The 12966-nt window shown below is 74.4% G+C and carries 2 protein-coding genes; both read right to left on the minus strand.

Annotated elements, in window-relative coordinates; all coding sequences use genetic code 11:
* Positions 1 to 264: 264 nt before the first annotated feature.
* Positions 265 to 6471, minus strand: a complete 6207-nt coding sequence (locus ACIQ6R_RS14480) for a type I polyketide synthase (protein ID WP_404221388.1) — start codon at positions 6469 to 6471, stop codon at positions 265 to 267.
* 38 nt (positions 6472 to 6509) lie between these two features.
* Positions 6510 to 12956 carry an SDR family NAD(P)-dependent oxidoreductase gene (locus ACIQ6R_RS14485; RefSeq protein WP_404221390.1) on the minus strand — a complete coding sequence of 2149 codons (6447 nt, stop codon included), beginning with the start codon at positions 12954 to 12956 and terminating at the stop codon, positions 6510 to 6512.
* Between the last annotated feature and the right edge of the window lie 10 nt (positions 12957 to 12966).

The raw sequence follows: 12966 nt of genomic DNA on the forward strand, positions 1-12966 counted from the left end.
CCACCTCTCCATGAGATTCCGGAACTCGCGAAAAGCGGAGAGCGGCGATTCCCGGATTCCACGCCCCGACACTGCTGGATGTTCCGGCGGGCGCGGCGCCCGTCCGGCAGATCCGGTCCGGGGCGACAGGCCGACCCGGTCCGAGGGCCAGTCTGGCCGTCCCGGACTGCGGGTTTCCCTAAAGTGCGCCGGGGGGGCCGACCGAGCCGGAAGGCCCCGGTCCGTGGTCGGGCACGGGGCCGGGGCCTTCCGAACGGAGTGCGGTCAGCCGGCGACGGCCGTGTCCTGCCGGGCGGCGGCGTCGGAGGTGGCCGTGCACTCCAGGGCGGTGAGCCACTCCTCCATGAGTGCGGCCGCGGGGCCGGAGTCCTCGCGGATCAGGGAGAGGTGGTCGGCGTCCAGGGGGCGCACGGTGGCGTCCCGGACGACCGGCTCGTGCAGGCGCTCGGGGTCGGGAGCGGGAACGCCCTCGATGAGCGCCCGGGTGCACTTGATCTCCAGGACGGGCGCGGTGGTGGGGTGCACGTCCAGGGCGTTGAGCAGCACCATCCAGCGGCCCATGGCGGACAGCCGGGAGTTGGTGAGGCGCACCGGGGAGTCGTCCACGGCGGTGAAGTTGAACTTCATCATGCCGTTGAAGTCGACGCCCTCGTCGCTGTCGTGCCGGATGCTGAGGGTGTCGAGGAGGACGACGGCGGTGGGGCGGATGCCCCAGGTGCTCTCCAGTACGCCGGCCGCGGCGTAGGCGAGGGAGCCGCCGGAGGAGTGGCCGACGAGGACGAAGGGCTTGCCGTCGGCGGCCTGGAGCGTGCTCTCCGCGATGATCCGGGCGGCCGCTTGCGGGTGGGCGGGCAGGGCCTCGCCGGTGTTGAAGCCGATGAGGGGCAGGGCGGTGACGTCCCGCTGGCCGCGGAAGTGGCCGGACAGGGTGGCGTACTGGTGGACGCCGCCGTTGGCGGTGGGGGCGCTGACGCAGACGAGCCGGGACGGGGCGGGCCCCTCGGCGAGCGTCACCGGCCAGGGCAGGTCCTCGAGTTCGGCGGTGACCTCGAAGGAGGGGCGGAGCGCGGCCACGGTGGCGAGCATCCGCTGGGCCTCGCGAAGTTTGCCCTGGGCGAGGCCGTCGAGGAAGAGGCGTTCCATCGAGTCGTTCTCGGCGGGGCCTCCGGCGGCCCCGGTCTGCGGGACGGCGCCGCCCTGGGCGCCGAGTTCGGTACGCAGCCAGGCGGTGAGACCGCTCGGGGAGCCGCTGTCGTAGACGATGCTCGCGGGGAGCTGGAGCCCGGTGGCCTCGCTGAGTCTGCGGCGCAGCTCGATGCCGATCAGGGAGTCGAAGCCGAGTTCGAGGAAGTCGCGGTCGGGGTCGACGTCGGCGGTGTCGGTGTGTCCGAGGAGTTCCGCGGCGCACGCGACGACCAGGTCGAGGAGGGCGGTGTCCTGCTCGGCGGCGCCCAGGGAGGCGAAGTGCTCCCGGAAGGAGGCCGGTTCGGCGGCACGGGCCGGGTGCGGGGCCGTGGCCGAGGCGATGTCGCGCGGGGCTCGGACCAGGCCGCGCATGAGCGGTGGTACGTCGTCGGGGTGGACGGTACCCGGGGGCGTCGGCAGGGCGGCGGCCACCACCAGCGGTGCGTCGAGGCGCAGGGCGGTGTCGAGGAGCGCGAGGGCACGGTCGCGGGACAGGGTGTCGACGCCGCCGGAGCGGACGCGCTGCCGGTCGCTGTCGGCGAGGGGGTCTCCGGCCGTGCCGTCGTCGAGGTCCCAGGCTCCCCACGCGACGGACAGGGCGGGCAGGCCCTGTGCGGCGCGGTGCCGGGCGAGGGCGTCGAGGAAGCAGTTGGCGGCGACGTAGTCGGCCTGCCCGGGGCGGGCGGTGACGCCGGAGAGGGAGGAGTAGAGGACGAAGGCGTCGAGGCCGAGGTCCCGGGTGAGGTCGTGCAGGTGCCAGGCGGCGTCCGCCTTGGGCCGCAGGACGGCCGCGAGGCGTTCGGGCGTCAGCGCGGTGAGCACGGTCTCGTCCAGGACACCGGCGGCGTGCACGACGCCGGTGAGCGGGTGTTCGGCGGGGATGTCCGCGAGCAGCGAGGCCAGGGCGTCGCGGTCCGCGACGTCGCAGGCGGCGAGGGTGACGTGCGCGCCCAGCGCCTCCAGTTCGGTACGGAGCCCGTCGGCGCCCGGGGCGTCCGGACCCCGGCGGCCGGCCAGCAGGAGCCGGGTGACGCCGTGGCGGGTGACCAGGTGACGGGCGGTGGCCGCGCCGAGGGCGCCGGTGCCGCCGGTGACGAGGACGGTGCCGCCGCGGGCACCGCCGAAGGCGTCGGGGAGACCGGGGCCGTCCTGGAGGGCGGGCGGGGCCAGTGGGGTGAGCCGCGCGACGAGCACTCGCCCGTCACGGACGGCGGTCTGCGGTTCGCCCACGGCGAGGACGTCGTCCAGGGGAAGCCGGGCGCCGGGTTCGAGGTCGACGAGGGTGAAGGCACCTGGGTGTTCGGCCTGGGCGGTGCGGATGAGGCCCCACACGGCGGCGCCCGCGGGATCGGCGGCCGGGTCGCCCGGCAGGGCGGCTATGGCGCCGCAGGTGACGAGGACGAGGCGGGCTCCCGGGGGCCGCGGGGTGCCGAGCCACTCCTGGAGGAGCGCGAGGGCGGCCCGGGTCGCCTCGTGGGTGACGGCGACCGGATCGTCGCCGGAGCCGGCCGCCTCGGCGTCGTCACCGCCGATCAGGGGCACGAGGACGAGGGTGTCGTCCTCGGTGACCTGCGAGAGCGCGGTGAGGGTGGTGCCGGTGGCGAAGGGGTCGGTACCGAGGGCGACGCGAGGGCCGGTGGCGACAGGCACGGGCGCCGGTTCGGCGGGGGCCCACTCCAGGCCGAGCAGGGAGGCGCGGTCCGCGGCACCGGGTCCCAGGAGGCGGGCGGCGGACGAGGTCCGCAGGGCCAGCGACTCGACGGAGAGGACGGGCCGTCCCGAGGCGTCGGCGGCTGCGATGGACACGGTGTCCTCACCGGCCTTGGCGACGCGGACCCGCAGCCGGGTGGCGCCGGAGGCGTGCAGGGTGACGCCTGACCAGGAGAACGGCAGCAACCCCTGGTCGGCGTCCTTGAGGTCGACGTACTCCACCGCGTGCAGGGCGGCGGTGAGCAGCGCCGGGTGGAGGCCGAACAGGGCGGCGTCGTCGGTGCGGTCGGGCAGTTCCAGTTCGGCGAAGACCTCCTCGCCGCGCGTCCAGGCGCCGCGCAGGCCCTGGAAGAGGGGGCCGTACTCGGTGCGCTCGTAGAACCCGGTCAGGTCGACGGGGTCGGCACCGGCGGGCGGCCAGGCGGGGGTTTCGAAGGGGACGACGTGTTCGCCGGGGCTCAGTACGCCGGTGGCGTGCTGGGTCCAGGGTGCGTCGCCGTCGGCGTCGGCGGGCCGGCAGTGGATGCCGAGCGGACGTCCGCCGGAGGCGTCGGGGGGGCCGACGCGGACCTGGACGTCGACGGCGCCCTGGGGGTCCAGGCCGAGGGGGGTGGTGAGGGTGAGTTCCTGCACGCGTCCGCAGCCGACCTGGTCGCCCGCGCGGACGGCCAGTTCCAGGAAGCCGGTGGCGGGGAAGAGGACCACGCCGCCCATGGTGTGGTCGGCCAGCCAGGGGTGGGTGCGCAGACCGAGGCGTCCGGTGAGGAGGACGTCCTCGGCGCCGGCGAGGGCGACCGCGGCGCCGAGGAAGGGGTGTCCCGCCGGGGTGAGGCCGGCGCCGGGGATGTCGGCGGCGTGGGCGAGGGGACGCGGCCAGTAGCGGCGGTGCTGCCAGGCGTAGGTGGGCAGGTCGGCGCGGCGGGCTCCGGTGCCGTGGAACCAGGAGGCCCAGTCGACGCGTACACCGGCGACGTGCAGCTCGGCGAGGCCGGTCAGCAGGGCGTGCTGCTCCCCGCGCTTGGACCGCAGGGCGGGCACCGCGACGGTGTCCGTGGCACCGTCGCGGCTGTCGAGGGTCTGCCGGGTGAGGGCGGTCAGGACGCCGCCGGGGCCGATCTCCAGGAAGGCGTCGGCACCGGCATCGGCGAGCGCGCGCACGCCGTCGGCGAACCGGACAGTCGCACGGACGTGCTCCACCCAGTAGGCGGGACTGGTCAGCTGCCCCGGCTCCGCGACCGCACCCGTGACATTGGAAACGACCGGGATACGGGGTTCGGCATACGTCAGCCCCTGCGCCACCTGACGGAAGGCGTCCAGCATCGGCTCCATCAACGCCGAGTGGAAGGCGTGACTGACCGACAGCCGCTGCGTCTTGCGCCCCTCACCCGCGAACACATCCGCCAACGCGACAACTTCCGCCTCCGGACCTGCGATGACCACAGAATCCGGGCCGTTCACCGCCGCCACAGACAGACCGCCGGTGACACGGTCGGCGATCTCCGCCTCAGCCGCCCGCACGGCCACCATCGCACCACCCGCGGGCAACTCCTGCATCAGCCGGGCCCGGGCCGCCACCAGCGCACACGCATCCCCCAGCGAGAACACCCCCGCCACATACGCGGCCACGATCTCACCGACGGAATGACCCGCCACGAACCCCGGTGTGACACCCCACGACTCCACCAGCCGGAACAACGCCACCTCGACCGCGAACAACGCGGGCTGCGTATAACCAGTGGAGTCCAGAAGGGCCGCCTCCTCACTGCCCTCCTCCGCGAACAACACCTCACGCAACGGCCGACCGCACTGCGGGTCCAGCAGGACGAGAACCTCGTCGAGCGCCGCCGCGAACACCGGGAAACGGGCGTACAACTCACGCCCCATCCCCACCCGCTGCGACCCCTGACCGGAGAACAGCACCGCCAGCGAACGCTCGACGGCCCGCCCCCGCGCCACCTCCACCGGCTCCCCCACACCATCGACGGGGGCCAGCAGGACCGCGCGGTGCTCGAAGGCGGAGCGGCCGGTGGCCAGGGAGTGGCCGATGTCCAGGGCGGTGGCGGTGGTGACGGCGGCGAGCCGGGCGATCTGGGCGTCCAGGGAGTCCCGGGTCTTGGCCGACACCGCCCAGGGGACGACGGTGGGAACGGCGGCGGGCGTGGCTCCCGGCTCCTCGGCCCCGTCGTCGGTGGGCTCCTCGGCGTCGGGGGCCTGCTCGATGACGAGGTGGGCGTTGGTGCCGCTGATGCCGAAGGAGGAGACGCCCGCGCGCCGTGGCCGCCCGGTCTCCGGCCACGGGGTGGGCTCGGTGAGCAGGCGTACGTTGCCGGCTTCCCAGTCGACGTGTGTCGACGGCCGGTCGATGTGCAGGGTCTTGGGCAGGACACCGTGCCGGATGGCGAGGACGGTCTTGATGACGCCGGCGACACCGGCGGCGGCCTGGGAGTGGCCGATGTTCGACTTCACGGAGCCCAGCAGCAGGGGGCGGTCCATGGGCCGGTCCTGGCCGTAGGTGGCGAGCAGGGCCTGCGCCTCGATGGGGTCGCCGAGCGGGGTACCGGTGCCGTGCGCCTCGACCGCGTCCACGTCGGCGGCGGAGAGCCCGGCCCCGGCGAGGGCCTGGCGGATGACGCGCTGCTGGGACGGGCCGTTGGGCGCGGTGAGGCCGTTGGAGGCACCGTCCTGGTTGACGGCCGAGCCCCGGATCACGGCGAGGACCTGGTGGCCGTTGCGGCGGGCGTCGGACAGGCGCTCCAGGACGAGCACGCCGGCGCCCTCGGACCAGCCGGTGCCGTCGGCGGCGTCCGCGAAGGCCTTGCACCGGCCGCTGGTGGAGATGCCGCCCTGGCGGGTGAAGCCGGAGAAGCCCATGGGGGTGGACATCACGGTGACGCCGCCGGCGAGGGCGAGGCCGCACTCGCCGTTGCGCAGGGCCTGGGCGGCCAGGTGGATGGCGACCAGGGAGGCCGAGCAGGCGGTGTCGACGGTGACGGCGGGTCCGGCGAGGTCGAAGGCGTAGGACAGGCGGCCGGAGACGACACTGGCGGTGAGGCCGGTGGTGGCGTGTCCCTCGGCGTCCTCGCGGGAGTTCATGACGACGCCGACGTAGTCGACGCCGGCGGTGCCGACGAAGACGCCGGTACGGCTGCCGCGCAGCGAGACCGGGTCGATGCCGGCCCGCTCGACGGCCTCCCAGGAGGTCTCCAGGAGGATGCGCTGCTGGGGGTCCATGGCGACGGCCTCACGGGGCGAGATCCCGAAGAACCCGGCGTCGAAGGCGGCCGCGTCGACGAATCCGCCCTCGCCGGCGGCACTGCTGCCGGCGCCTTCGCCGTTCAGGGTGTCGAGGTCCCAGCCGCGGTCGTCGGGGAAGGGCGTGATGCCGTCACGGCCCTCGTCGAGGAGCCGCCAGTAGTCCTCGGGGGAGCTCACGCCACCGGGCAGGCGGCAGGCCATGCCGACGACGGCGATGGGTTCGCGGCGTTCCGCCTCGGTCTCCTCCAGGCGGCGCCGGGTCTTGTGCAGATCGGCCGTGACCCACTTGAGGTAGTCGACGAGCTTCTTGTCATCGGGCATGACGGCGGGAAACCTTCCTGTGGTGGATCAAGCTCGTCTCAGCGGTCGCCCAGGCGGCCGAGCTCGGTGTCGATGAACGCGAGGACCTCGTCGGCGCTGGCCGACTCGAAGTCGTCGGCGACGCCCGGGCCGGTGGGATCCGATGCGGCGCCGCGCACCTTGTCCAGCATCCGGCCCAGGCGCAGAGCCAGGCCCGCGCGGGTGATCTCGTCCGGGTCGTCCGCCGCGAGGAGCGCGTCGAGCCGGTCGAGTTCGGCGAGCAGGGGCGGCCCCTGCGGGGTGTCGTCGCCGGTCAGTTCGGAGACGAAGTGTTCGGCGAGGGCCGTGGGGGTCGGGTAGTCGAAGACCAGGGTGGCCGGGAGGCGCAGACCGGTCGCGGTGGACAGGTGGTTGCGCAGTTCCAGCGCGGTCAGCGAGTCCAGGCCGAGTTCGCGGAACTCCCGGGTGACGTCGACGGCCTTCGGCGAGGCGTGCCCGAGGACCCTGGCGGCCTGTTCGCGGATCAGGTCGGTGACGCGGCGGATTCGGTCGGCGGCGTCGAGTCCGGCGAGTTCGGCGCCCAGTGCCGCCGCGGCGCCGGCCGCGTCGGTGGCGGCAGCGGTGCGGCGGTTGCTGCGGACCATGGAGCGGAACAGGGGCGGCAGGTCCTCGGGGGCGGCACCGCGCATGGCGCCGGGGGCGAGGCCCACCAGGACGAGGAAGGTCTCGTCCGAGCCGCGGGCGATGTCGAACAGGTTCAGGCCCTGTTCGACGGCGAGCGGGGGCAGCCCGCCGGACTGCATGCGGCGCATGTCGGTGTCGGACAGGGTGCTGGTCATGCCGCCGTCGTGGGCCCACGGTCCCCAGGCGAGCGAGGTGCCGGCCAGGCCGAGTTCACGGCGGTGGCGGGTGAGCGCGTCCAGGAACGAGTTGGCCGCGGCGTAGTTGCCCTGGCCGGGGCTGCCCATGACGCCCGCGATGGACGAGAAGGGCAGGAACGCGGCGAGGTCGAGGTCGCGGGTCAGCTCGTGCAGGTGCCAGGCCGCGTCCACCTTCGGTCGCAGGACGGCCGCGAGGCGTTCGGGGGTGAGCGAGGCGATCACGCCGTCGTCGAGGACGCCCGCGGTGTGGACGACCGCGGTGAGCGGGTGCTGTGCCGGCACGGAGCCGATGAGGGCGGCGGTGGCGTCGCGGTCGGTGGTGTCGCAGGCGACGACGGTCACCTCGGCGCCCAGTTCGCGCAGTTCCGCCGCGAGGTCGGCGGCGCCGGGGGCGTCCGTGCCGCGGCGACTGGTGAGCAGCAGGTGGCGCATGCCGGCGGTGGCGAGGCGGCGGGCGAGGTGTCCGCCGAGGGCGCCTGTGCCGCCGGTGATGAGGACGGTGCCCTCGGGGTTCCAGCGGGGCGGCATGGTGAGCACGATCTTGCCCACGTGCTTGGCCTGGCTCATGAACCGGAACGCCTCGCGCGCCCTGCGCACGTCCCAGGTGCGCACCGGCAGCGGCCGGAGCGCGCCTTCGGCGAACAGGTCCAGCAGTTCGCCGAGGAGGCCCTTGTTGCGTTCGGGTCCGGCTTCGCCGAGGTCGAAGGCGCGGTAACGCACACCACCGCCCACCGACTCCGGATCACGGACATCGGTCTTGCCCATCTCCAGGAACCGGCCACCGGGCGCCGTGATCCGCAGCGAGGCGTCCACGAACTCACCCGCCAGCGCGTTCAGCACCACATCCATCCCACGGCCACCGGTGACCGCACGGAACTTCCCCTCGAAACCCACATCCCGCGAAGACGCGATGTGATCCTCGTCCAGACCCAGCCCCCGCAGAACCTCCCACTTGCCCTCACTGGCCGTCGCGAACACCTCGGCACCCAGATGACGCGCCAACTGCACCGCCGCCATCCCCACACCACCGGCACCCGCATGGATCAGCACCCGCTCCCCCGCCGACAGACCGGCCAGATCACGGAAGGCGTACAGCGCGGTGAGGAACACCAGCGGCACCGAGGCGGCGGTCTCGTCGTTCCAGCCGGCCGGGACGATGGTGAGGTAGCGCTCGTCGACGTGGACGGTGTCGGCGAGGCCGCCGGGCACCATGCCCGTCACCCGGTCGCCGACCGCGAGACCGGTCACCTCGGGACCCACGGCGGTCACGACACCGGTCGCCTCGGCGCCGAGGAGTCCGGCCTCGCCGGGGTACATGCCGAGCGCGTTCAGCACGTCACGGAAGTTCAGACCCGCGGCCCGCACCTCCAGGCGGACCTGCCTGCCCGCCGGCGCCTCCAGCACCTCGGGCGCCGGGACGAGGGCCAGGCCGTCGATGCGGCCGGGAGTGGTGCTGTCCAGGCGCCAGGGCACTCCAGGAACGGGCAGCAGGCCCGCGCCGCTGGTCAGCCGGGCGAGGCGGGGCACCAGGACGGTGTCGTCCCGTACGGCGAACTGGGTGTCGCCGTCCGCCAGCAGGGCGGGGAGCCGCGCCAAGACACCGTCGGAGGGGGCGCCGGTTCCGGCGTCCAGGTCCAGCAGGGCGAAGCGGCCGGGGTTCTCCGCCTCGGCGCCGCGGACCAGGCCGTGGGCGGCGGCCGCGGCCAGGTCCCGTACCGTGTCGTCGCTCCCGGCGGCGACGGCGCCGCGGGTGACGAACACCAGGCGTCCGGTGCCGGAGGCGTCCAGCTCCAGCCACTGCCGGACGAGTTCGAGGGCGTGGGCGGTGAGGGCGTGGGCCGCCGCGGGGGTGTCGCCGTCGGGGGTGTCCAGCGGGACGAGCACCAGGTCGGGGGCCGGGGTGAGAGCGGCGGTCCCGGCGAGGGCGGTCACCGGGCCGGGCCACGAGGCGTCGGCGCCGAGCGTGACCGGGTGTACGGCGGTGGTGGCGGTGTCTTCGGGGATGGGCAGCCACTCCAGGCGGAGCAGTCCGTCCTGTTCACTGCGGTGCAGGGCCGGGGCGTGCAGCGCCGAGGGGGCGCGCAGGCTCAGCGACTCGGCGGAGAGTACCGGGGCGCCCTCGACGTCGACGGCGGCGATGGACACCGTGTCCTCGCCGGTGCGGGCGACGCGGACCCGGACGACGGAGGCGCCGCCCGCGTGCAGGGAGACTCCGGACCAGGAGAACGGTACGAGCTTCTTGCCGTCGCCGAGGCCGGCGAAGCCGACGGACTGGACGGCGGCGTCGAGCAGCGCCGGGTGCATGCCGTAGTACTCGGCGTCGTCGACCTGCGCGGGCAGCGCGACTTCGACGAAGGCCTCGTCGGCGCGGGTCCACACGGCCCGCAGGCCCTGGAACACCGGTCCGTACTCGGTGCGCTCGTAGAAGCCTTCCAGGTCGGCGGCGACGGCGCCGCGGGGCGGCCACACTCCGGCGTCGAAGCCGGCGGTGCGCTCGCCCTGGCTGAGGAGGCCGGAGGCGTGTTCGGTCCAGCGCTGTTCGGGGTCGTCGACGGTCTGGGAGTAGACGGTGACCGGGCGGGCCCCGTTCTCGTCGGGTGCGCCGACCCAGACCTGGACGACGGCGGCCGAGTTCTCGGTGAGGACGAGGGGCTTGGCGAGGGTGAGTTCGTCGACGCGGTCGCAGCCGACCTGGTCGCCGGCGCGGACGGCGAGTTCCAGGAAGCCGGTGGCGGGGAAGGCCGCCATGCCGCCGACGGTGTGGTCCATCAGCCAGGGGTGGGTCTGGGCGGAGAGGCGTCCGGTGAACAGGACGCCGTCCGTTCCGGCCAGGGCGACGGCGGCGCCGAGCAGCGGGTGTTCGGCGGAGACCAGGCCCGCGGCGCTGACGTCGCCGGCGGCGGCCATGAGCACCGGCCAGTACCGCTCGTGCTGCCAGGCGTAGGTGGGCAGGTCGGTACGTCGGGCACCGGTGCCGTCGAAGCAGACGGCCCAGTCGACGCCGACGCCGGCCGTGTGCAGCCGCGCCAGCGCGGTGAGCAGGCAGCGCTCCTCGGCCCGGTCCTTGCGCAGCGCCGCCACGGCCACCGCGTCGCTGCCGGTGTCGGTGCCGAGGTCGAGGTTCTGCTGGGCGAGGGCGGTGAGGACGCCGTCGGGTCCCAGTTCGACGAAGGCGTCTGCTCCGGCGTCGGCGAGAGCGCGTACTCCGTCGGCGAAGCGGACGGTGGAGCGGACGTGGTCGACCCAGTACTCGGGGGTGCTGAGCCGGTGCTCGTCGGCGAGGGTGCCGGTGACGTTGGAGACGACCGGGAGGAGCGGCTCGTGGTAGGTGAGGCTCTCGGCGACGCGGCGGAACTCCGCGAGCATCGGCTCGATCAGCGGCGAGTGGAAGGCGTGACTGACCGACAGCCGCTGGGTCTTGCGGCCCTCGGCGGCGAACGCGGCGGCCAGGGACAGGACTTCCCGCTCCGCACCGGACAGGACGACGGACTCCGGTCCGTTGACCGCACCCAGGGCAACCCCCTCCGCCAGCCGCGGCGCCACCTCGGCCTCGGTCGCCTGCACGGCCACCATCGCACCGCCCGCCGGCAGCTCCCGCATCAGCCGGGCCCGGGCCGCCACCAGCGCGCACGCGTCCTCCAGCGAGAACACCCCCGCCACATGCGCGGCCGCGATCTCACCCACGGAATGCCCCGCCACGAACTCCGGTGCGACACCCCACGACTCCACCAGGCGGTAGAGGGCGACCTCGAAGGCGAACAGGGCGGGCTGGGTGTAGCCCGTGCTGTCGAGGAGGGCCGCCTCGGGGGTGCGGCGCCCGGCGAACATGACGTCGCGCAGCGGCCGGTCCAGGTGCGGGTCGAGCAGGGCGCATGCCTCGTCGAGGGCGGCCGCGAACACCGGGAAGCGGGCGTGCAGTTCGCGTCCCATGCCGGCGCGCTGGGAGCCCTGGCCGGAGAACAGCACGGCGAGGGTGCGTTCGGTGGCGTGGCCCCGGGCCGCCTCGGTGGTGGTGCCGTCGACGCCGGTGAGCAGGACGGCACGGTGCTCGAAGGTGGAGCGCCCGGTGGCCAGGGAGTGGCCGATGTCGAGGGGGGTGGCGTCGGTCAGGGCGGTGAGGCGGGCGATCTGGTCGTCGAGGGCGGCCTCGGTGCGTGCGGAGACCGGCCAGGGCACGACGGCCGGGACGAGCGCGGGCTCGGGCCCGGACGCGGCGGACGGCTCCGGTTCGGCGGCCGGTTCGGCCTCCTCCAGGACGACGTGGGCGTTGGTGCCGCTGATGCCGAAGGAGGAGACGCCGGCGCGGCGGGGCCTGTCGGTCTCGGGCCAGTCGGTGCGGTCGGTGAGCAGGCGCACGGAGCCGGAGGTCCAGTCGACGTGCCGCGAGGGGTGGTCGGCGTGCAGGGTTTTCGGCAGGACCCCGTGACGCATGGCCATGACCATCTTGATGACGCCGGCGACTCCGGCGGCGGCCTGGGAGTGGCCGATGTTCGACTTGACGGAGCCGAGCAGCAGGGGTCGCTCGGGGTCGCGGTCCTGGCCGTAGGTGGCGAGCAGGGCCTGGGCCTCGATGGGGTCGCCGAGCGGGGTGCCGGTGCCGTGCGCCTCGACGGCGTCCACGTCGGCGGGGGTCAGGGCGGCGCTGTCCAGGGCCTGGCGGATGACGCGTTGCTGCGCGGGCCCGTTGGGGGCGGTGAAGCCGTTGGAGGCGCCGTCCTGGTTGACGGCGGAGCCGCGGATCACGGCGAGGACCGGGTGGCCGTTGCGGCGGGCGTCGGACAGCTTCTCCAGCAGGAGCATGCCCACGCCCTCGGACCAGCCGGTGCCGTCGGCCTCGTCGGAGAAGGCCTTGCAGCGGCCGTCGCCGGCCAGACCGCCCTGGCGGCTGAACTCCATGAGCGAGCCGGGGGCGGACATGACGTTGACGCCGCCGGCCAGGGCCAGGGTGCACTCGCCCGCGCGCAGCGCGTGGGTGGCGGCGTGCAGGGCGACGAGCGAGGAGGAGCAGGCGGTGTCGACGGTGACCGCGGGCCCTTCCAGGCCCAGGGTGTACGACAGCCGTCCCGAGGTGGCGCTGGCGGCGATGCCGGTGCCGATGTCGCCGGTGGCGTCGCTGAGGGAACGGATCAGCAGGTAGGCGTAGTCCTGGCCGTTGGTGCCGACGAAGACGCCGGTGGGGCTGGAGCGCAGCCGCCTGGGGTCGATGCCGGCCCGTTCGATCGCCTCCCAGGAGGTCTCCAGCAGGAGCCGCTGCTGCGGGTCCATGGAGACGGCCTCGCGCGGGGAGACGCCGAAGAAGCCGGCGTCGAAGTCGGCGACCGAGTCGAGGAAGCCGCCCTGCTGGCTCACGGAGTGGCCGCGGGCGTCGGCCCCCGCGTCCCGCAGGGCGTCCAGGTCCCAGCCGCGGTCGGTGGGGAAGCCGGAGACGGCGTCGGTGCCGGAGGAGACGAGGTCCCACAGGTCCTCGGGCGAGTCGACTCCCCCGGGGTAGCGGCAGCTCATCGCGACGACGGCGATGGGTTCCGAGGCCGCGGCGGCGAGTTCGCGGTTCTGCCGCCTGAGGCGCTCGGTCTCCTTGAGCGAGGCCCGGAGAGCTTCGACTACTTTTTCGCTGGGCGTGGTCATGATGGCTCCG

This window comes from Streptomyces sp. NPDC096048, from assembly GCF_044763415.1.
Lineage (GTDB): Bacteria > Actinomycetota > Actinomycetes > Streptomycetales > Streptomycetaceae > Streptomyces.

Coding starts and splice junctions, on each gene's coding strand:
- ACIQ6R_RS14480 (WP_404221388.1), bottom strand. CDS start 6,471: ATGCCCGATGACAAGAAGCTCGTCGACTACCTCAAGTGGGTCACGGCC.
- ACIQ6R_RS14485 (WP_404221390.1), bottom strand. CDS start 12,956: ATGACCACGCCCAGCGAAAAAGTAGTCGAAGCTCTCCGGGCCTCGCTC.